Here is a 19,694-nt window from a genome sequence, read left to right on the forward strand (position 1 = left end):
TATGCGTCCAGGGCCGCATCTTCAGACCCGGCCGCCCGGTTTGCAAATTGATCTGGCCATATACCCCGACAGCGCTGACGAGCGGGCTAGGTGGCAACCGGGCTGCAAGCAAGTCCGGCCGTATCGTTTGACAGAAGCCAGGCCAGCATTCCTCCAACGATTGCAGCGTGCGTTCCGTCAAGCAGCAATATTTATTGGCATCAAGCTTTTGCAGATTCGGAGGTGCCGATGTTCAACCGCATGGATCGCCTTACTGCCATCCTTATCGACGCTGTGTTGCGTAACTATTCAAGCCAAAATCTTGCAGGCGCTGCACGTGCCTTGGCAGCCGGCAAAGTCCCGATTCGTGTTGCATTGCGCGTGCTTACTCGACCAACGCTGCGCCGAAAAGCGGAAGTCAGACCATTGTATGACGGCACGAGGCCTTCTCTTTAGCCGATAGAGAGCATCAGAATGCGCTCGGTGTACCGAAGCGAGCCGCTCGCTACAGCGGATATCCTTCGGAACGGTGCCAGAGCATCCTGTTCCGAAGTTTCTTCCGCAAGGAGACGCGCCATGGATCGACTAGGCACATACCGCGGTTACCGTATCGCGGTAACCCTGCACTCGAATGGAGAACGGAAAACGCCAAAATGGCACTCTTCCATTCAGATAAGCCGGATTGGCGCCGTGGCGATGGCACCATGCTTCACCACCGAGCCATCGTCCAATACGGTTGGCGAGGCGAGAGACCAAGCGATCCGGATTGCCAGGTTTTTCATTGATGAGCGTCCAGATGCCGCGGCGATCGGGGACAACGACCTATCGGAATAGAAAAGGGCGCTGTTCGCATTATGCGACCCTGATTGGATCGTTGTGGGTCGACAGCTGGCGGCTGCATCCGTTCAAGAGCAGGCGGTGGCGTTACGCTTCATTAGGACAGCCCCGCGACGAACCTCGTCACGGACGCCGCAAACGCTTCCGGCTGCTCGGCAGCGCTCAGGTGCGAGGCATCTTTCAATACCTCCAGGCGCGCGCCGGGGATGGTCTGGGCCAGGGTCTCGGCCATGGCGACCGGCGTGCCCTGGTCGAGCTCGCCCGCAATCACCAGCACCGGCACCGCGATCTGCCCCAGCCGCGCGGTGGTATCGACATTGCCCACCGCTTTGCAGCAGCCGACATACCCGATGGCATCGGTGGCAACCAGCCGGCGCCGGTAGCGCGCCACGGTTGCCGGTTTCTGCGCACGGAACGCGTCGTGGAAATAGCGCCCCATGACGGCATCGGCCACCGCTTCGATGCCCCCGGCGCGCACGGTCGCGATGCGCTGCTCCCACACGGCGCGCGCGGCGTCCGGATAGGCGCTCGTCGTGTTGGCCAGCACCAGCGCCCGCACCAGGGCAGGGTGGCGCAGCGCCAGCTCCTGGCCGACCATGCCGCCCATCGAGAGGCCGACCCAGACCACGGGGCCCGTATCGAGCTCAGTGTTTAATTCCTGTAACAAGCGCGCGGCGTCGTCGGCCAGGTCGGCCATCGTGTAGGGCGCGTCGGGTGCGTCAGAGCTGCCGTGGCCGCGGTGGTCGTAGGCGATCACGCGGTTCTCGAGCGCCAACTGGTTGGCGAGCGCGTCCCACATCGTCAGGTCGCAGCCCAGCGCGTGGCTCAGCACCACCGTGTGGCGCGGCGCCTTGCCGTTGCGCGGTTCGCGCACGCTGTAGTGCAGGGCCGGGGTGCTGGCGCTACGGCCCTCGTGGCCGCTGCCACTGTGGGCGGCGGCGGAAGGCGCCGCGGGTTCCAGCACATAGCCGATCTGCTCGCCGACCTCGCGCAGGATCGCCAGCGTGTGGGTAAAGGCGGTGTTCGCGGCCGGCACGCCGGCGTAGATCGCCGACTGCATCAGGATTTCCTTGATCTCGTCGGGCGTCAGGCGGCTGTCATCAGGCCCGAGCAGGGCGGCGCGCACGTGCAGTTCGAATTCCTCCCAGCGGCCGAGCGCGATCGTGATCGAGAGGACGATCGCGCGCCGCGTCTTGTGATCCAGGCCGGGGCGGCCCCAGATCTCGTTCCAGGCGAAGCGGGTGATCAGGTTCTGGAAGTCGGCGTTGAAGCCGGTCGCCTTGTCCAGCGAACGGTCGACCCATTCGTCGCCCAGCACGCTGCGGCGGTTCTGCAGGCCGCGCTCGAAATCATGGTCTATCGGATCGAAACTCATGCGTCACTGCTCTCGAAAAGGGTGGGTGGCGTCCAGCTCGACCATGGTGGAACGCAGGCGCGCGAGCTGGTCTTCGGCCAGGCGGCGTGCCGGCGCCAGTGCGGCCGCCGGGTCGAACAAGGTGGCGAGATGCTGCTGGTCGACGTGGGCGGCAAGCTGCGGATCGGCCTGTACGGCGTCCAGCAGCAAAGCGTCCAGCGGCCGCCCCTCCGCGCTCACGCGCACGGTGAGCCGTTCCAGGAGCGCGTGCGCGGCGGGGCGGCCGATGGCGCCGGCCAGGTTGCTCGACGCGCTCTCGGCGAAAACCAGCCCCTGCAAGGCGTCGATATTGCGCCGCATGCGCGCGCGGTCGACGCTCAAGCCGGCAAAGGCTTGGTTCAGCGCCTGCAGGGCGCCGTGGGCGGAGAGGAAGAGCGGCGGCCATTCGGCCAGCTCCGCCTGCCAGTTGCCCAGGCCCCGCTCGTGCTGCTGATCCATGCAGGACAGCAGCGCCGCCGCATGCTGGGGCGTGCGCCGCGCCGCTGCCAGGGCGATCATCGCCGACACCGGATTGCGTTTGTGCGGCATGGCCGAGGAGCCGCCGCGCCCGTTGCCGGAGGGTTCGGCCAGTTCGGCGATTTCGCCCTGGGCCATCAGGCTCAGGTCGGTGGCCAGCTTGCCCAGGCTGCCGGTCAACACCGCCACTTCCAGGCCGAGCCGCACCCATTCGTCGCGCTGGGTATGCCAGGCGGCGTCGGCGACCTTCAGGCCGAGCTGCGCGGCCACGCGCGTGGCCACCGCGGCCCCCTGATCCTTCATCACCGACAGTGTGCCGACCGCGCCGCCCAGCTGCAGCTGCAGGGCGCGTGCGGCCGCCGCGCGCAGGGAAGCACGCGCACGCACCAGCGGCGCCAGCCAGCCGGCCAGCTTGAAGCCGAAGCTCGTCACCTGGGCCGGCTGCATCAGGGTGCGCGCCAGCACCGGCGTGGCGAGGTGGTCGCCGGCCAGCGCCAGCAAGTGCGCACACAGGGTTTGCAGCTCGTCGTCGAGCAGGCGCAGGGCGTCGCGCGTGACCAGCGCCATGGCGCTGTCGATCACGTCCTGGCTGGTGCTGCCCCAATGGACGTGGCGCGCCGCCTCCGCGTCATACAGGGCGACGGTCCTGGTCAGCTCCTTGACGAGCGGGATGGCGAGGCTGCCGGCGCGGCGTCCGGCCGTAATCAAGGCCGGGATGTCGTAGAGCTCGGCCTTGCAGACGCCGGCGATCGCGCTTGCCGCGGCGGCGGGGATCAAGCCTTCCTCGGCCTGGGCCCGTGCCAGCGCGGCCTCGAAGCGGAACATCGCGTCCACGACCGCCGCGTCGTCGAAGACGGCGATGCTTTCCGGCGTAGTGAGAAAACTGTCGAAAATCGATACGCTCATGGATTCCTGTCGTGTGTTCAGACGTAGTCGAAGAAGACGGTTTCCTTCTCGGTCTGCATCCAGATGTCCCAGCGGTAGGCATTGTCGCCGGTCTTGCGCGCGAGCAGGGTGGCGCGGCGCGCTTGCGGCACCTGGTTCAGTATCGCAGACTGGGCCAGGCCCGTATCGTCTTCCAGGAACACGGCCGTGAACTGGTGTTTTACCAGGCCGCGCGCGAAGACGGTGACGTACATGACCGGCTCGCCGCGCGTGGCCGACTCCGGCTGCGAGATGCACATCGAGAACTCACCCGCCTCGCCGCTCGGCACGCGGCGGAAGCCCGGAATCGCATGTTCGGCCTCGGACGCGGCGCCGGCCGGCGTCCAGGCTTCGATCTGGGCGTCGTTGATGGGCGCGCCGTTGCCGTCGTAGATGACGCCGCTGATGTTGATGGTCGGCGCGTTCGACTTCACGTTGGCCGGGGTGCAGGCGTCGACCGCCCATTGCCAGGCTTCGTGCGAGAAGGGGCCGATGGTTTGCGAGGTGGTGATCTGGCTCATCGTTTTGCTCATGATGCGGTTCTCCTTACAGGCCCATCGGGGTGGCGTCGCGTCCGCGCAGGACGATGTCGAATTCGTAGCCGAGCATCTCGCCGCCCACGGTTTCCTCCATGCTGAAACGCGAGATGAGGCGCCGGCGCGCGGCCTCGTCGGGCACGCTCTGGAAGATCGGATCGTAGTCGAACAGCGGGTCGCTCGGAAAATACATCTGCGTCACCAGGCGCTGGGCGTAGACGTTACCGAACAGGGAGAAGTGGATGTGGGCCGGGCGCCAGGCCTTGTCGTGGTTGCCCCAGGGGTAGGGGCCGGGCTTGATCGTGACGAAGCGGTAGCGGCCCTCGTCGTCGGTCAGCATCTTGCCGACGCCGTAGAAATTCGGATCGAGCGGCGCGGCGTGCTGGTCTTTCTTGTGCCAGTAGCGGCCGGCCGAATTCGCCTGCCAGACCTCGACCAGCGAATTGCGCACCGGCTTGCCGTCCTCGTCGAGCACGCGGCCGGTGACGACGATCTTCTCACCCAGCGGCTCGCCCTGCCCATGCTTGGTGAGGTCGGTATCGTTCGGCAGCAGCAGACGCGGCGTGGTCACGATGTTTTGCGTGACCGGCACCGGCGCCTCGATGCGCAGGTTCGGCTGCTGCGGCCCGCGCGCGACCGTCGATTTATAGGCGGGATAGATCAGCTCGGGCCAGATGCCCGGCTCGATGACGTCGAATTTCACGGCCTGTCTCCTTGGTGAATCTTGTCGATAGCGAAAATGGTAGGCCTGCGTTGACGCTGCGGCAAGCGGCGACATCGACGTCGCGTCCGCAGTGCGCACCGTTTGTGCGATACTCGCACAAATCGATGTTCTTTTTATTCTCATGGCGACTGCGCAGGAAATTCCGCTCGAGCGCGACCTCGTCGCCGGTCTCGAGAAAGGCTTGAAGGTGATCGAAGCCTTCGATCAGGAGCGCTCGCGCCTGACCATCGCCGAGGTTGCCGAGGCCACCGGCCTGACGCGCGCCGCTGCGCGCCGCTACCTGATCACGCTGACCCATCTCGGCTATATGCGTCACGAGAACAAGCTGTTTTCCCTGACCCCGGCCGTGCTGCGCCTGGGCCAGAGCTACCTGCACTCGGCGCGCCTGCCGCGCATCGCCCAGCCGCTGCTGTACCGGCTGGCCTACTCGCTGGGCGAGGCGGCCTCGGTCGGCGTGCTCGACCACGACCAGCTCGTGTGCGTGGCCGCCGTCAGCGCCGGCCAGCTGGTCTCGGCCACCCTGCAGCCGGGCACGCGGGTGCCGGCCTGGTGCACCGCGAACGGACGCATGCTGCTGGCCAGCCTGCCGCAGGCGCAGATCGAGGCGTATCTCGAACGCGCGCAGCCGGAAGGCATCACCCAGCACACGATCGTCTCGCGAGAACGCCTGGCACTGGAAATCGCCCGCTCCCGCGCCCAGGGCTATGCGCTGGTCGACCAGGAGCTGGAACTGGGCCTGCGCACGATCGCCGTCCCTTTGAAGAATTTCCGGGGCGAGGTGGTGGCGGCCATGAATGTCAGCGTGCACGCGGGAAGGCTGCCGATCGGGCAGATGGTCGAGCGCTGTTTGCCGGCGATGATCAAGATTCAGGTGGAGTTGGGGGCGTTGCTGTAGGTGGTCGCCTGAGGCCAGCTCCGCGATGCCTCATGCCTGTGTTGAACGCGTGGGTGGCGCACCCGGTGCATGGTTGCGACCGTCAGAGTCGAGCCGCCCACCCTACGGTAGGGTGGGCGGCTCAACCCGATCGCGTGCACATCGGCGACGTTGGCGCCGCCCACGCGTTCAAGCGGCTTCGGCTAGCCGCCCGCCGCCCGATACCGGCGTTGAACGCGTGGTCGAGGCCACTGGCCTCGACCACGCCCTACGACTTCGCCTGCTGGCGGTACTCCTTCGGCGTCATTCCCACCAGCTTCTTGAACAGACGGCTGAAATAGGCCGGATCCTGGAAGCCCAGCTCATAGGCGATGCTCGCAACACCGGCCGGCACATAGGTCAGCTTGCGGCAGGCTTCCAGCATCAGGCGCTCCTGCGTGATGTCGAAGGCCGATTTGCCGGCCAGCTTCAGGCACAGCCGGTTCAGCCGCGCGGGCGCCACGCGCAGGGCGTCGGCGTATTGGCCGACCTGCCAGCCTCCCTTGTAATGGCGCTCGACCTCGACCCGGAAGCGGCTGAAGAGCTCGAAGTCGCCGCGGCCGGAGGTATCGACGATCTGCCGTTCGGCCTGCACCCGCACCAGCAACAGCAGCGCGCTGCGCGCCAGCCATTCGAGCATCAAGGCGTGGCCGTGGCGCGGCCAGGCGGCTTCCAGGATCAGGTTGTGCAGCAGCGCCTCGATGCGCGCGACCATCTCGGGCGCGGCGCCGAGCCCGATCGCCAGCGGCTGCACGAACAGCGAAGAGAACAGATCGCCTTCGTGACCGCTGGCCGCGAACAGCATGTTCTGGTCGACCGTCAGCACATAGCCGTGGGCTTCCTCGGAAAAATCGAAGCCGTGCGCAAGCGAAGGGTGGATGGTGAGCGCCACCGGCCCTTCGCATTCCCAGAGCGCGCCGTCGATGTTCGCGCGAACCTGTCCCCCGAGTAAAAAAAGTACCTGAAACAGACCGGCATGGGTGTGGGTGTCGATGTGCCAGTCGTACTTGCGGCTGCGCGTCTCGATCAGCTCGATGTGCACGCCTTCGGCATCCTTGCCCCGCGTGGCCTCGCCGTACAGGGCGAACTCGGGAATGCTGGGGAAGAGGGCGGAGGCGCTGGCAGTGGCAGTGGCGGGCATGGCGGTCGGTTCTGGCCGGATGGGTGAATGAGAAAATAGTACAAGTATTTCCGGGTTTGATCCATTCCTGAATGCGCGCCGGCCCATTAGGATGATGTGAACGACAACACCATCGGAGACACCCTCATGCGCACCCAGGTCGCCATCATCGGCGCCGGCCCGGCCGGCCTTCTGCTTTCCCACCTGCTGCATTTGCAGGGCATCGAATCGATCGTCCTCGAGATGCGCAGCCGCGCCGACATCGAGGCGACCATCCGCGCCGGCGTGCTCGAGCAGGGCAGCATGGACATCCTGAACCAGGCCGGCGTGGGCGAACGCATGCGCCGCGAAGGCGCGCTCCACCATGGCTTCGAATTTGCCTTCGGCGGCGAGCGCCACCGCATCGATTTGACCGAACTGACCGGCCACGCGATCACGGTTTACCCGCAGCACGAAGTCATCATCGACCTGGTCGCGGCGCGCCTGGCGGCCGGCGGCGACCTGCGCTTCGAGGTGAGCGAAGTGGCGCTGCACGACATCGACGGCGCCGCGCCCTCGGTCACTTTCGTGCATGGCGGCGCAGCGGGGCGCATCGAGGCCGACTTCGTGATCGGCGCCGACGGCTTCCACGGCGTCGCGCGCCCGATGTTCCCGTCCGGGACGCGCGAGGATTTCCAGCGCGTTTATCCCTTCGGCTGGTTCGGCATCCTGGTCGAGTCGGCGCCCTCGTCCGATGAGCTGATCTACGCCCAGCACGAGCGCGGCTTCGCCCTGGTCAGCACCCGTTCGCCGACGGTGCAGCGGCTCTACTTCCAGTGCGATCCGCACGACAAGGTCGAGGCCTGGTCGGACGACCGTATCTGGTCGGAACTGCATGCGCGCCTGGAGCACAAGGACGGCTGGAAGCTCAAGGAAGGCCGGATCTTCCAGAAAGGGATCATCGGCATGCGCAGTTTCGTATGCGCGCCGATGCGCTACCAACGCCTGTTCCTGGCCGGCGACGCCGCCCACATCGTGCCGCCGACCGGCGCCAAGGGCATGAACCTCGCCATTTCCGACGTACGCATCCTGTCGCAGGCACTGGAATCCTTTTACCGCACGGGCAGCGAAGACGGCCTGAACGGCTATTCGGAGACCGCCCTGAAGCGGGTCTGGCGCGCCGAGTATTTTTCGTGGTGGATGACGCGCCTGCTGCACACCTTCGACGATGCCTCGGCCTTCGAACGCCGCATCCAGCGCGCCGAACTGGAGAACGTGGTGTCCTCGCGCGCAATGCGTATGGCGCTGGCGGAGAACTACGTCGGCGCGTTCTGAGAGCGAGCGGATCCACGGTGCACCGATACCTGCTCGTCCGCCTGCCGGAAAAAGGCGGCGGGCGCGCAGCCGTATGCGCGATCGTTTGGCGCGGCGACAGCCCCTCGCCTGCGCCATGCTTCGACGCTTTGCGCTAGTGTGACTGCTTCGTCCACCTGCGCGGTTCCCATGTCCAAGATTGTCGTTATCGGCGGTTCGTTCGGCGCCCTCGAGGCGCTCAAGATCATCCTGGCCGATTTGCCGGAAGACTTCCCCGGCGCTATCCTGATCGTCACGCATATCGGCTCGCACGGCAGCATGCTTCCGGAAATCCTGGGCCGCCGCGCGCGACTGCCGGTGCGGCATGCGATCGACGGCGAACCGATCCTGCCCGGACGGGTGCTGCTGGCGCCGCCCGACGAACATTTGACGGTCGTCGGGGAAGGCGGCCGCGGCTATGTGCGCCTGCTGCATGGACCGAAGGAAAACCATTGCCGGCCGGCGATCGATCCACTGTTCCGCAGTGCCGCAGCGGCCTATGGCGCCCATACGATCGGGGTCATCCTGACGGGCTACCTGGACGACGGCACCGTCGGTTTGCAGGCGGTCAAGGCACGCGGCGGGATCGCCATCGCGCAGAATCCGGCCGAGGCCGCGGCGCCCGACATGCCCGCCAGCGCACTCAGGCATGTGGAGATCGACCGCACGCTCGGCGTCACCGGCATCGGCGCGGCCCTGGTCGAGCTGGTGACTGCCGCCAAGGGGGGAGACGGTATGAACGCCGGGTCGGGGGCGGCGGACTGGATCGATATCGAAAACCGGATTCAAGACAGGGGCAGCGAGATGGAAGACCTGGAGCAACTCGGGGCTCGGTCGGCACTCACTTGCCCGGAATGCAATGGCGCCTTGTGGGAACTGCGGCTCGACGGCCCGCCGCGCTACCGCTGCCATACCGGCCATGCCTTCACCGCCAGGGTGCTGGCGTCGCTGCAAAGCCAAGCGGTCGAGGATGCGCTGTGGGGCGCGATCCGGGCACTGCACGAACAGGAGCGGCTCTTCAGCACGATGCGGGAAAAGGCACTGCAATTGGGCGGCCCCGCCGCCGCCGCCGAATACGAGGCAAAAGCCGCGCGTGCGAAAAGGCAGGCGCAGTCCTTGCGCGAGGTGATCGCCAGCGCGGCGCTCGTCAAACCCGAGACATCCTGAGCGCGCCGGCGTGCCCCGATGTGTGCCGATCCCGCCGGACGGCGGCGGTGTCAACGCTCATGCCAGCTCGTAGCGCGCCCGGTACGGCCGGAACCCGACCCGGCGCTTGAAGTCGCGCAGTCCCGGCTGCGCGCCCAAAAACGTGTCGTACATGAAGTAATCGACCTCGCGCTCCTCGATCAGGCGGCAGATGATTTTCGCCAGCAACAGGTACATGATGCCGTCCTGGCTCTTGTAGCCCATCAGCTGGTCGGTGGCAACGAAATTGCCGTAGCGGCCCATGCTGCAATAGGCGACCAGACGGTTGGCCGCGTCGAAGACGCCGTGGCATTCGAAGTGGGGCGGGTTCTCGAAGCGCTCTTTCCTGACCAGGTAGGACTGATCCATCGGCCGGCCCTGGCGCTGTTCGCAAGAGGTATGGATGGCATGGATCTCGTCGACGTGCTCGTTGCGGTCGATCCGGCGCAGCTGGTAGCCGCGTGCGGCGGCCTTGCGGCTCTGCGGGCCGGCATGGCCGCTGCGCCGCACCAGGTGCAGGTAGCCTCCCGGCTGACCGCCAAAGGCGCTGAGGTCGATCAGGGCGATGCCCATGGTCTTGTTGCGAATGAGCTTGTAGCGCGGGTGGCGGCGGGTGAACAGGGCGTGCGCGCGGCGGATGCCTTCCGGGTTGCGCCGCTCCTCGAAGCGTAGCCGCGCCACGGGCAGGCGCGCCAGTTCAAGCACCAGGCGCGCATGGCGACGGGCCTGTTCCATTAATTGTGCTAATCGTTTGGACGTTTCCATGAATTCTCCTCATGTTTGCGATGTTGGTCGCACCAGAGGCACACGTCAGTTCGATGCGCTTGTCAAGTCAGAGTCACAAACAACTGAACAGTTCCGCGCAGGTGCTGATCTTGCGCAAACCGGGACAGGTTCGGAGGAGAGGGAGAACGATGCGGCCGGACGGTAGCGCTGGCCGCATCGAGTGGAGCTCAGAACGGCATTAGAAGGACATCGGTACCCGCACCATCAGGCTGACGTCCGGGGTGTCGCGGGTCAGGCCGGCGCCGACGGCCACGCTGAGCGTCTTCTTGTCGCTCAGGCGGTAGGAATAGCCGATCAGCAGGGTGCCGAGCTGCATGCGCACCGAGCCCGGCACCGTGCGCCCGGACTGCTTGGTGCGCGCCACCGAGTTGTGGTCGTAGCCGACGCTGAACGAGGCCTTGTCGTTCAGGGCCAGGCCCATGCCGAAATTGAAGCCGATCACGCCGCCGGGGGCGATCTCGCCCAGCGATTCCTGAACGCCGCCGAGCACCGTGCGCGAGACTTCGCGCTTGAAGTTGTGCAGGTAGCTGAAGCTGCCGAAGAACACGGCCGGGTCGGACGGGAACAGCCAGGTCACGCTCGGCTGCAGCGAATAGAAGCCGGAGCCGGTCGGCAATTCCAGCGGCAGGCCGCTGCCGGTGATGTTCTCGCCGACGCAGCGGCGCTGGCAGTCGGTCGTGACTTCGAACGGATCCTTGCCGGTACGCGACTTGAAGCGCATGCCGGCGATGAAGAAGGGCTTGTCGACGCCGCCATCGTTGAGCTGGTAGCGGCCGGCGATCTCGATGTCGCCCAGCGCCTTGCCGCTGGTCTCGAAGGCGCGCTCGACCGCGGTGCCGGTGAAGACCTCGCGGCTGACGGTGGCGTCGCTGCGGTAGACATAAGGCAGCTTGGCTTCCATCTCGAAGCGGTTGGTGAAGCCGCGGCGCAGGGTTGCGGTGGCCGTGGTCGTGTTGCGCTTGACTTCGCGCACGTCGATCAGGCCGATCAGCAGGGCCGGGATCACGGTATAGCCGACCAGGGCCACGCGGTTGCTCGACGAATAGCCGTACTGGATGGCCGGCTCGAACACATATTTGCCGCGCGGCGTGAGCACGCCCGGCTGCTCGAAGATCGGCGCGATCTCGCGGGTGCGGCTGTCGCCCGACGGCGCGCGGCCGACGGCGGCGGCTGTATTGGTGCCGGCGGTCGGCGCGCTGGCCGGGCCGCCGACCGGGGCGGCGGGCGCGGCGGGACGCTGCTGTTGCTGCTGCTGCTGTTGCGCCTGCTGTGGCTGCTGGGCGACCGCCTGGCCGCCGGTGCCGCGCATCGCGTCGAGCTGGGCGGCCGAACTCGGCAAGGCCAGGCCGGCGGCCAGCGGCGAGCTGGCGGCGGCGTTCGGGGGCGCATTGCCGGTGCCGCGGGCATTGGCCAGCGCATCGCTGGAGACGGCGCCGGCCAGCATCGGCTCGGCGGCGCTGGCTGGGGCGGCCGGGGGCGGCGTGCCGCGGGCGGTGCGCACGTCGCGCTCGAGTTCATCGATGCGCGCACGCTGCGAGTCGAGCTGCTGGCGCATCGCCTTGACCTGCTCGACCAATTCCTCGACGGATTGGGCCTGCGCCGGCAAGACGCAGAACGCCGTGCTGACGGCCAGGGCGCCAGCACATAACGCCGGGATCTTCTGCATTTAGTTCTCCATGGTTGTAGACCGTCAGCGGGGTGCGACGGCTGTTGACAAAGCATTATTCAGGCTTGTGCCAAAATTGAGCGCACGTAACATTCCGGCCGTGTTCACGGTGGCATTGATGGAGGTCTGGTTGTTGATCAGCTGGTCGTTCAGCGAGTTCTGGATGACGGTGCCGCCCAGCAGGTTGTCGGCATTGCCGGCCAGCGTGCGCACGTCGCCGTTCTGGATCAGGCGCAGTTCGCCGAGGGCCTCGCGCGAGAGTGCCGCTTCGCCGCGCGCCAGCTTGCCGATGTCGCCGAGCTGCATCTGGGTGCGCTCGAGCACGTTGCCGTTGATGCTCACCAGGCGCTCCAGGCCGAGCGTCACGACCAGGCCGTCGGGCGTGATGAAGCCGCCGCGCGCCGCGTCCAGGGTTGTCTCGTCGACGGCGTTGGCGGCGTCGAACAGAACCGGTGGAGCGGCATCGGCGCCGGCGTCCGCGGCGCTGGCCAGACCCGCCATGGACAGCAGCAGGAAGGGCAGGGAATGAAGTATGCGCATGGGTGTCCTTAGAAATCGCCGGGGCCGAATTTCGGCAGGCCGTAAACGCTGTCCAGGGTGCGGCTGACCCCTTCGTCCAGCGGGGCGCGCGGCGCGTTGCGCCAGTCGGAGGCCAGGTTGAAGCCGGGCTTGTTCGGGCCTTCGTGGATCACGAACAGGATGCGGTTGGCCCAGATCGATTCGAAGCGTTCGCGCGCCATCAGGCGCGTGCCGCGCGACGGGTCGCCGATCAGGATGCGCCCGTCCTCGGCCCCCTTCACCACGACGAAGTGGTGGTAGCCGTTGTCGGAAATGAGGACGATGGCCGGCAGCTTCGCCTCGATCAGCTTGTCGAGGGGGAGCTGGAAGCCGTTGGCGGTGAAGCCGCGGTTCTTCAGGAAGCGCTGCATGTCGAGCAGCGAAAAGCCTTCGCGCCGGATCTTCTGCTGGTCGCCAGTCGTAAACATCTCCTGGAACGCGACCTGCTCCGTGGTCGGCACGTTGTAGTGATGGGTCAGCAGCGTGGCCAGCGCGGCCGAGCCGCAGCTGAAGTCGTACTGCTGGCGCAGCGTGGCCTGGAAGCGCAGATCCTTCATGCTCTTGACCGGCATGCTGCCCACGCGCATGCCGCTCGGGAGCGACAGCTCCGCGGCGACGCCGGCCGCGGACGCGCCGAAGAGCAGGACAAGCGAGAAAGCAAAATTACGTGGTTTCATTGGAACTGCAGGTTGATGACCGTCGCGTTCTGGATCAGCACGTTGGCGCCGCTGTTCTGGATCACCACCGGGATACCGGACATGTTGGCGAACGAGCCGGAATCGATCGTGTTCGATCCGGTCTGGACGTTGAAGGCACTGTTGTTGGCCACGTCGCCATTGAGCTTGGTGTCCTGGACGGTGCTGTCGGCGCGGCCGCGTTCGTGTTCGAGCTCGCCCAGGTCGACCGCATGGACGGTCGCGCCGCCGATGGAGAGGGTAGGCGCTTGCTCGGGTGCTGCCAATTGGATTGGCGCGGCCAGCACGATCTGTTCGATACGCTCGATGGCCGGCGCGCCGATCTGCTCGGCGGTGAGCGGCACCGGTTCGGCCGCGATGGCATGGCCGGTGCAGGCGGCTGCCAGCGCCAGGGCGCAGGCGCGGGGTACTGCGGGCATTGCGAAAAGCTTGTTCATCGTGTCTCCCTGAATCCGGAAAACTGCCGCGCCGAGGTCGTTTGCGATCCCTGGCGCGGCAGTCCGACCTACCGAGTGATTACTCGTGGTTCAGCTTACGGGCCGACGGCCAGGTTGCTCTGGACGTTGACGCTCTGCTGGATCAGGGACGAGAAGCCGTTGTTCTGGCTAACCACCATCACGCCTGCAGCCGACTGGCCGACGTTGGTCATGGCGTTCGACATGTCGAAGGCGCCAGCATTGACGGTGTTGGTGCCGCCATTGCCGCCAGTTGCCGCGCCGCCGTTGCCGCCGGTCGCAGTGCCTGCCACGTTCGAACCCGCAGCGCCGCCCATGCCGCCGGTGCCGGTGCCGCCCGAACCGCCAGCGCCGCCGGCGCCGCCGGTTGCCGCGCCCGACGAGGTCGAGCCGTTGGTGGCGCTGCCCGAGGTGGCTGCGCCGCCCGAGGAACCGGCGCCGCCGGTGTTCGATGCCATGCCGGTCGAGCCGCCCGCGCCGCCCGCGCCCGCTGCAGCACCAGCGCCGCCGGTGCTGGTGCCGGCCGTTGCCGAACCGCCCGCGCCGCCTGCGCCGCTGGTGCCGCTACCTGCCGCGCCGCCGGTGCTCGACAGGGCTGCGCCCGCGCCGCCCGTGCCGCCGGTGGCCGTGCCGCCAGCCGCGCCCGAACCCGAGGTGTTGGTCGCCATCGCGCCCGAACCTGCCGTGCCGCCTGCGCCGCCTGCGCCGCCTGCCGCACCGGCGCCGCCTGCCGCGCCCGCGCCGCCGGCGCCGCCGGTGCCCGTGCCTGCCGAGGCCGTGTTGGAGGCGCCGGTCACGGTGCCGCCGGTGCTGCCCGCGGTGCCGCCGTCAGCCGCGCCGCTGGCGCCGCCGGTCGAATCCGGGGTCGAAGCGCCGCTGCCGCTCGATGCCATGTTGCCGCTGCTGCCAGCGCCTGCGCCCGACGAGTCGCCGGTCGAGGTGGCGCCGCCCACGGTGACCATGCCGCCAGCCGCGCCGCGGCCGCCTGCTGCACCCGCGCCGCCCGCACCGCCGGCTGCGCCTTCGGCGCCGTTGCCGCCCATGCCGCCCGTTGCCGAGCCGGTTGCGCCGCCGGCGCCGCCGTTGCCGGCCGCCACGCGGCCGGCGTTGCCGCCGTTGCCGCCTTCGTTGCCGCTGGCCATGCCGCCTGCGCCGCCCGAGCCGGCGCCGGTCATGCCGCCTGCGCCGCCCACGCCGCCGCCGGCGTTACCCGACGAGCCGCCCGCACCGCCCGAGCCGCCCGAGCCGCCGTCCGCGCCCGCGCCGCTCGATGCATTCGATGCCAGGCCGCCCGCGCCGCCGGCGCCGGCCGATGCCGCGCCTGCCGTTGCGCTGCCCGTGCTGGCGCTGCCGGTCGATGCCACGCCGCCGGTCGAGCCCGAAGCGGCCATGCCGCCGGTGCCCGAGGCGCCCGCGCCGCCGTCGCCGCGTGCCGCGCCGCCCGTTGCGGCAGCACCTGCGCCGCCGGTGGCGCTGGCGCCGTTGGCGTTGCCGACGTTGGTGGCGACGTTGCCGATGTTGCTGATCTGGTTGCCAGTCACGGTGCCGTTCAGCGTGCTGTTGGCCGTGGCGCTCGAGGTGTTGAAGGAATTCGAGAAGGTCGAAGTTGCAGTGCCGCCGTTATTGGCGGACGCAGCACCGGCCGCGCTCGCGGCGGCATTGCCGCTGCTGCGGTTCTGGCCCGAGCTGTCGCGCGAGGAGGAATCGTTGTTCTGGTTCGAGCTGTCGCGCGAGGACATGTCGTTGTTCATGTTCGAACGGGTCGACGAATCGTTGCCCTGGTTCGAGTTGTCGGTGGTCGACGAGTTGTTGCCCTGGTTCGAATTGTCGCGGCTCGACATGTCGTTGTTCATGTTGGAACGGGTCGACGCGTCATTGCCCTGGTTCGAGTTGTCCGCCGTGTTGGTCGAGGAATTATTGCCCTGGTTCGAGTTGTCCGTCGTGTTGGTCGACGAGTTGTTGCCTTGGTTCGAGTTATCGGTCGTCACGGTACGGGTGACGGTCGAATTGTCGGAATTGTCGGTGGATGGATCCGTCGTCTGGGCTTGAGCATTCAGGCCGAAAGCGAGCGACAGGGCAGTAACGAGCAAAGTCTTGTTCATGCAAATTCCCCTAGGGTGTGTGGTTGAGTTCGACTGGCGGTCGTACCAGCTGAACCTCTTCCTATGCAAGAGTAATGCCAGCCCCAGTATAGATATGCTCAAATCATTGATAGATAAGCACAATTCTTCTCGGAAATGACGAAATTGCGCATTTGCATTGTTGTTAGGAATTTAAGGGAATCGGGGTGTACCGGAATCGGAACATTTGTGTAACGTTTGGCTGAGCTGGGTGCGGACACTGTGCACTTGAGCTCACCGGACGGTATGGCGGCCGTGCCCATTCGACCGCGCGCGAGCGGCATGGATGCTGGCTTTGAACGTCAGAGGACGCCTACCGGAAGACGAGAAAATCTTGTGCCTGAGCTGGACGGTAAAGAGTGTGTGGGAAAGTGCTCCGTAGGGCGGGCATTCCCGCGTGCCGCATATGCAAAGCCGCGGCGTTTGCGAACGGATCGATGGGATGATGATCGGCTCGAGGCGGGTGCGACTCGTACGGTATGCCGCTGGACGTAACGCGGGCATGCCCGCCCTACGGTGCGCAACGGTCAACATTGAAAGTCGAGACGTCGAGGTAAGGTAGGGCGGGCATGCCCTACGCGAGAAAGAATCCGAACGAAGAGAACTACGGCCGCATGCCGTGCTTCGCCAGCAACCGGTACATCGTCGTGCGCGACACCCCGAGGTCGCGCGCGGCGCGGCTGACGTTCTGGCCGGTGCGGTCGAGGCAGGCGCGGATCGCGAGGCGCTCGGAGCTGCAGCGGGCGTCGTCGAGCACGGCTTCGATCGGCGGCGAGGGCATGACCAGGTCGAGATCGTCCGGCTCGATCCATTTGCCGTCGGCCATGACCATCGCGCGCCGTACGCGGTTGATCAGCTCGCGCACATTGCCTGGCCAGTCGTGCGCGGCGATGGCGGCGACGGCGCGGTTGCTGAAGCCTTTCAGGCGCGGCGACTTGTCGGCAGAATACAGGTGGAAGAAGTGCTCGGCCAGTTCGACCAGGTCTTCGCGCCGCTCGCGCAGGGCCGGCACCGTGACCGGCAGCACCGACAAACGGTAGTACAGATCCTCACGGAAATCGCCGCGCGCCACGGCCTGCTGCAGGTTCACGTGCGAGGCCGAGATCACGCGCACGTCCACGGGAATGGCGCGCGTGGCGCCGAGGCGGATGATAGTCTTGTCCTGGATGAAGCGCAGCAGGTTGGCCTGCAGGTCTTTCGGCAGGTCGCCGATCTCGTCGAGGAAGAGGGTGCCGCCGTTGGCCGATTCGATCAAGCCGACCTTGTCGCGCGCCGCGCCGGTAAAGGCGCCGCGCTCGTAGCCGAAGAGTTCGGAGTGGATCAGGTTGGGAGCGATGGCGCCGCAATTGATCGGCACCATGGGCCCGGTGGAACGCAGCGATTGGCGGTGGATGGCCTGGGCCGTGAGTTCCTTGCCGCTGCCGCTTTCGCCCCAGATCAGTACCGGCGCATCGACCTTGGCCACGCGCTCGACCTGGCTGCGCAGGCGCAGCATGGCGTCGCAGCTGCCGATCAGGGCCGAGGGCGCATTGCCGGGTCGCGGCCGCGGCCGGCGCAGCAGCGCGTGTCCGTGGCAATGGCCGAGGGTGTGGACGAGGCGGCGGGTGTCGAGCGGCAGGGTATGGTAGTCGCACAGGTAGTCGGCCACGATATCGCGCCAGGCCGGCGCCGCGATGGCCTCGGCGCGGAACGCGCCAACCCACTGCACCTGGCTGTGCTGGCGCAGGAAGCGTTCGACCTCGAGCGGCGGCCGCGAACCGATCACATGCATCAGCAACCCGACCAGGTAGGCATCCTGGCGCAGCTCGGAGCGGGCTTCGTCGAGGCTGCGCACGGTGCGGATCTGCCATTCCGGCATTTCCGCGCGCAGCACGTCGACCGCGCTGAGGTCATCGGGTGCAATGCAAAGTAATCGCTTCGGAACCATCCATTCTCCTCGTTCGTGGAAACCGCGGACAAGGCAAACGCCTGCTGGCCTCGCCTGAAAACCCTGTAACTGCGAGTAAGCATACTGCATTATTCATGTTGTATGCCCGACAATTGAAATTGCCGTGTTTCGTTACCAACTCGACAATGTGCGGGGCTTGACGGCGCGTCTTTCCTAGGGCAGGCCGAGAAGGTCGGCACGCGGATAACCCCAGCGCGGTACGTTAACCGGGCAGGGCTGGACGGTATTCCGGACGATCGGCAAGGTTGAGAAGTTCGGCAAACCGGCTGGCCCGAAACGCAGGTCGGTGGCGCCCCCGCCGGCCAGCGAAGGCGCGCGCGCAAAGCGCAGCCAGGCATCGAAGCGGCAGTCGAGGCGCCGCGCGCGCAGGGCGGCGATCGAGCCGCGCTCGTCCCAGGCCCAGGCCAGCGGCGCCGGGCCGGGCGCGACCGCAAGGCCGCCGATCGCCGCCGGGCATGATGCAGCCGGCGTGACGGCGGGCGCCAGGCTCAGCACGCCGCGGCGCACGCGGTAGCCGTCCGGCCCCTCGCGCGTGACGGCGATCGCGCCCCAGCACAGCGGATTGGCGGGAAAGGCCGAGAGCGGCAGATCCAGGACGAGGGCCTGCGGGTCGCTCGCGTGCAGCGCGGCCCGCAGTTCTCCACGTGCGCGTTCGGCCATCGCCCCTTGCAGCAGCACGAAGCCGGCGGTCACGGCCACCCCGGCCAGCAGGGCGCTGCGCTCGCCCAGGCGGCGCGTCAGCAGCAGCGCCAGCGCCCATACCGCCGCCAGGCCGAGGAAAGAGCCCCATTGCAGGAAGCCGGCCAGCGTGAACAGCGCCGGCACCAGCAGCAGCAAACCCAGCAGGGGGCGGCGCCAGGCGCGGCTGGCGACGTGCGCGGCCAGCGGCGTGCCGAGCGCCAGCCAGAACACCGGTTCGACGATGAACACCATGTCGCCGTAATACCAGCGCGGATCGAAGGGCGCGAACGGATGGATGCCGTAGACGTTCAGCGCATCCATCCCGAAGTGCAGCAGCAGCCCGGCGAGGACGGCGGCCGCCAGGCCCAGGCGCGCGGAGCGGCTCGTGCGCAGCAGCGTGCGCGCAGCCGGCCAGAACAGCCAGAGCGCGGCCAGCAACAGCAAGGCCTGCGGCAGCGCGTAGAGCAGGGTGTGGGTATGGCCGCGGTGGTGCAGCAGGTAGCCGAGCGGCGCCGGGGCCAGCGGTGTCAACACCAGGTCGAGGTCGGGGAAATTACTGGCCAGGGCGGCGCTCGTGAGCAGCAGGCGGCGCCGCGTGGAGGCCTTCTGCGCATCAGGCTCGACGGGCAGCAGGCGGTGGGTGAGTTCGCCGAGCGCGAGGCCGACCAGGGAGTGGGTGAGATTGTCCATGTTGCAATGTTAGCACCCAGCCCGCCTGTGGCGAACCCAACACAAACTGGTGGTTTCGAACTGTCAGGGGCGAATTGCGTTTCCTGAAGGCGCTCGAGGAACCCGATCCTGCCATGCCCTTCGATGGCGGATTGTAGGTTTCTGGCATGCACCGCTGTGAGGAGTAATCGACCATGATCGGGCGAGATCAGCGGCAGGCGCCGGGTATTGCCGACGCCTGGCCTTCGATGCGTGCCGGCGCTGGGATGCTGAAAGGCTGACGCGCTGCTACATCGTCGGCCCGCGCCCCGTGCCTTCTTCCTGCTCGATGCGTTCCTGGCAGGGCACGCAGGTATGCACCGTGGGCGTGGCCAGCAGGCGCGCCTCGGGGATCTCGCAGCCGCAGGATTCGCAGATGCCGTAGCCGCCGTTCTCCAGGCGGCCGAGGGCGGCGTCGATCTCGTGCAGCAGGGCGGTTTCGTGGTCGGCGAAGTGTTCCTCGTCGTGGGCGATCATTTCAGCGGTCGGCGCGTCGTCGTTCTGCACGAGGTGGGCGCGCGGCGAGATGACGGGCGGCTCGTCGCCGCTCGGCTCCTGGTCGGTACGGGCGCGCACGGTGGCGAGTGCAGCCTCGCGGGCTTCCTGCAGTTGCTTGGCGACTTGCTCGTGTAGGGATTGCGAGATGGGCATGCGATT

The 19,694-nt window shown here is 67.3% G+C and carries 17 protein-coding genes; 3 read left to right on the forward strand and 14 right to left on the reverse strand.

Annotated elements, in window-relative coordinates:
* Positions 1-913 precede the first annotated feature (913 nt).
* The 4 genes from pcaD to pcaH are packed head-to-tail and all read right to left on the reverse strand — an operon-like array spanning position 914 to position 4,924.
* Positions 914-2,191, reverse strand: coding sequence for a 3-oxoadipate enol-lactonase (gene pcaD, locus ASF77_RS02950; RefSeq protein ID WP_056334136.1), 1,278 nt, complete (start codon positions 2,189-2,191; stop codon positions 914-916).
* Positions 2,192-2,194: 3 nt separating this feature from the next.
* Positions 2,195-3,592: a 3-carboxy-cis,cis-muconate cycloisomerase gene (pcaB, locus tag ASF77_RS02955; RefSeq protein ID WP_056334138.1), complete on the reverse strand. Its 1,398-nt coding sequence runs from the start codon at positions 3,590-3,592 to the stop codon at positions 2,195-2,197.
* 17 nt (positions 3,593-3,609) lie between these two features.
* Entirely contained in the window at positions 3,610-4,131 is a 522-nt protein-coding gene (locus tag ASF77_RS02960) for a hypothetical protein (RefSeq protein ID WP_056336302.1), read from the reverse strand.
* A 25-nt stretch (positions 4,132-4,156) separates the two neighbouring features.
* A complete protein-coding gene (gene pcaH, locus ASF77_RS02965; RefSeq protein WP_082493516.1) occupies positions 4,157-4,924 on the reverse strand; it encodes a protocatechuate 3,4-dioxygenase subunit beta in 768 nt (255 codons plus the stop codon).
* Positions 4,925-4,991: 67 nt separating this feature from the next.
* On the opposite strand from pcaH, the gene ASF77_RS02970 reads away from it, so the two are divergent.
* On the forward strand, positions 4,992-5,765 hold the full coding sequence (locus ASF77_RS02970; RefSeq protein WP_056334144.1) for an IclR family transcriptional regulator C-terminal domain-containing protein: 774 nt from the start codon (positions 4,992-4,994) through the stop codon (positions 5,763-5,765).
* A 247-nt stretch (positions 5,766-6,012) separates the two neighbouring features.
* Here ASF77_RS02970 and ASF77_RS02975 read toward each other — a convergent pair whose 3' ends face one another.
* Positions 6,013-6,924 (reverse strand): helix-turn-helix domain-containing protein, encoded by a 912-nt coding sequence (locus ASF77_RS02975; RefSeq protein WP_056334147.1) that lies wholly within the window; start codon positions 6,922-6,924, stop codon positions 6,013-6,015.
* Positions 6,925-7,050: 126 nt separating this feature from the next.
* Between ASF77_RS02975 and ASF77_RS02980 the strand changes: the two genes are divergently transcribed.
* Both ASF77_RS02980 and ASF77_RS02985 read left to right on the forward strand, forming a co-directional pair.
* On the forward strand, positions 7,051-8,217 hold the full coding sequence (locus ASF77_RS02980; RefSeq protein ID WP_056334149.1) for a 4-hydroxybenzoate 3-monooxygenase: 1,167 nt from the start codon (positions 7,051-7,053) through the stop codon (positions 8,215-8,217).
* Positions 8,218-8,385: 168 nt separating this feature from the next.
* Positions 8,386-9,402, forward strand: a complete 1,017-nt coding sequence (locus tag ASF77_RS02985) for a chemotaxis protein CheB (RefSeq protein ID WP_056334152.1) — start codon at positions 8,386-8,388, stop codon at positions 9,400-9,402.
* Between the two features lie 57 nt (positions 9,403-9,459).
* Here ASF77_RS02985 and ASF77_RS02990 read toward each other — a convergent pair whose 3' ends face one another.
* From ASF77_RS02990 to ASF77_RS03030, 9 genes are all read right to left on the reverse strand, one after another.
* Positions 9,460-10,155, reverse strand: a complete 696-nt coding sequence (locus tag ASF77_RS02990; protein ID WP_056334156.1) for a hypothetical protein — start codon at positions 10,153-10,155, stop codon at positions 9,460-9,462.
* A gap of 229 nt (positions 10,156-10,384) precedes the next feature.
* Positions 10,385-11,872, reverse strand: coding sequence for an acetate kinase (locus ASF77_RS24795; protein ID WP_229445206.1), 1,488 nt, complete (start codon positions 11,870-11,872; stop codon positions 10,385-10,387).
* A gap of 24 nt (positions 11,873-11,896) precedes the next feature.
* The gene (locus tag ASF77_RS03000; RefSeq protein ID WP_056334159.1) at positions 11,897-12,412 is read right to left on the reverse strand and encodes a hypothetical protein; all 516 of its coding nucleotides are present in this window, start codon (positions 12,410-12,412) and stop codon (positions 11,897-11,899) included.
* Positions 12,413-12,420: 8 nt separating this feature from the next.
* Complete coding sequence (locus ASF77_RS03005) at positions 12,421-13,107, reverse strand: C39 family peptidase (RefSeq protein WP_056334162.1); 687 nt, start codon at positions 13,105-13,107, stop codon at positions 12,421-12,423.
* Complete coding sequence (locus ASF77_RS03010; RefSeq protein ID WP_056334165.1) at positions 13,104-13,562, reverse strand: hypothetical protein; 459 nt, start codon at positions 13,560-13,562, stop codon at positions 13,104-13,106. The genes ASF77_RS03005 and ASF77_RS03010 overlap by 4 nt, the downstream gene beginning before the upstream one ends.
* A 95-nt stretch (positions 13,563-13,657) precedes the next feature.
* On the reverse strand, positions 13,658-15,682 hold the full coding sequence (locus ASF77_RS03015) for a hypothetical protein (RefSeq protein ID WP_056334168.1): 2,025 nt from the start codon (positions 15,680-15,682) through the stop codon (positions 13,658-13,660).
* A 622-nt stretch (positions 15,683-16,304) separates the two neighbouring features.
* On the reverse strand, positions 16,305-17,627 hold the full coding sequence (locus ASF77_RS03020) for a sigma-54 dependent transcriptional regulator (protein ID WP_056334171.1): 1,323 nt from the start codon (positions 17,625-17,627) through the stop codon (positions 16,305-16,307).
* 174 nt (positions 17,628-17,801) lie between these two features.
* Entirely contained in the window at positions 17,802-19,019 is a 1,218-nt protein-coding gene (locus ASF77_RS03025; protein ID WP_056334174.1) for a metal-dependent hydrolase, read from the reverse strand.
* Positions 19,020-19,286: 267 nt separating this feature from the next.
* Positions 19,287-19,688: a TraR/DksA family transcriptional regulator gene (locus ASF77_RS03030; RefSeq protein ID WP_056334177.1), complete on the reverse strand. Its 402-nt coding sequence runs from the start codon at positions 19,686-19,688 to the stop codon at positions 19,287-19,289.
* Positions 19,689-19,694 lie beyond the last annotated feature (6 nt).

The organism is Massilia sp. Leaf139 (assembly GCF_001424165.1).
GTDB lineage: Bacteria > Pseudomonadota > Gammaproteobacteria > Burkholderiales > Burkholderiaceae_D > Telluria.

Excerpts from the sequence above, each read along its gene's own strand:
- pcaD (WP_056334136.1), bottom strand. The coding sequence starts at position 2,191 with ATGAGTTTCGATCCGATAGACCATGATTTCGAGCGCGGCCTGCAGAAC.
- pcaB (WP_056334138.1), bottom strand. The coding sequence starts at position 3,592 with ATGAGCGTATCGATTTTCGACAGTTTTCTCACTACGCCGGAAAGCATC.
- ASF77_RS02960 (WP_056336302.1), bottom strand. The coding sequence starts at position 4,131 with ATGAGCCAGATCACCACCTCGCAAACCATCGGCCCCTTCTCGCACGAA.
- pcaH (WP_082493516.1), bottom strand. The coding sequence starts at position 4,924 with ATGTCGCCGCTTGCCGCAGCGTCAACGCAGGCCTACCATTTTCGCTAT.
- ASF77_RS02970 (WP_056334144.1), top strand. The coding sequence starts at position 4,992 with ATGGCGACTGCGCAGGAAATTCCGCTCGAGCGCGACCTCGTCGCCGGT.
- ASF77_RS02975 (WP_056334147.1), bottom strand. The coding sequence starts at position 6,924 with ATGCCCGCCACTGCCACTGCCAGCGCCTCCGCCCTCTTCCCCAGCATT.
- ASF77_RS02980 (WP_056334149.1), top strand. The coding sequence starts at position 7,051 with ATGCGCACCCAGGTCGCCATCATCGGCGCCGGCCCGGCCGGCCTTCTG.
- ASF77_RS02985 (WP_056334152.1), top strand. The coding sequence starts at position 8,386 with ATGTCCAAGATTGTCGTTATCGGCGGTTCGTTCGGCGCCCTCGAGGCG.
- ASF77_RS02990 (WP_056334156.1), bottom strand. The coding sequence starts at position 10,155 with ATGGAACAGGCCCGTCGCCATGCGCGCCTGGTGCTTGAACTGGCGCGC.
- ASF77_RS24795 (WP_229445206.1), bottom strand. The coding sequence starts at position 11,872 with ATGCAGAAGATCCCGGCGTTATGTGCTGGCGCCCTGGCCGTCAGCACG.
- ASF77_RS03000 (WP_056334159.1), bottom strand. The coding sequence starts at position 12,412 with ATGCGCATACTTCATTCCCTGCCCTTCCTGCTGCTGTCCATGGCGGGT.
- ASF77_RS03005 (WP_056334162.1), bottom strand. The coding sequence starts at position 13,107 with ATGAAACCACGTAATTTTGCTTTCTCGCTTGTCCTGCTCTTCGGCGCG.
- ASF77_RS03010 (WP_056334165.1), bottom strand. The coding sequence starts at position 13,562 with ATGAACAAGCTTTTCGCAATGCCCGCAGTACCCCGCGCCTGCGCCCTG.
- ASF77_RS03015 (WP_056334168.1), bottom strand. The coding sequence starts at position 15,682 with ATGAACAAGACTTTGCTCGTTACTGCCCTGTCGCTCGCTTTCGGCCTG.
- ASF77_RS03020 (WP_056334171.1), bottom strand. The coding sequence starts at position 17,627 with ATGGTTCCGAAGCGATTACTTTGCATTGCACCCGATGACCTCAGCGCG.
- ASF77_RS03025 (WP_056334174.1), bottom strand. The coding sequence starts at position 19,019 with ATGGACAATCTCACCCACTCCCTGGTCGGCCTCGCGCTCGGCGAACTC.
- ASF77_RS03030 (WP_056334177.1), bottom strand. The coding sequence starts at position 19,688 with ATGCCCATCTCGCAATCCCTACACGAGCAAGTCGCCAAGCAACTGCAG.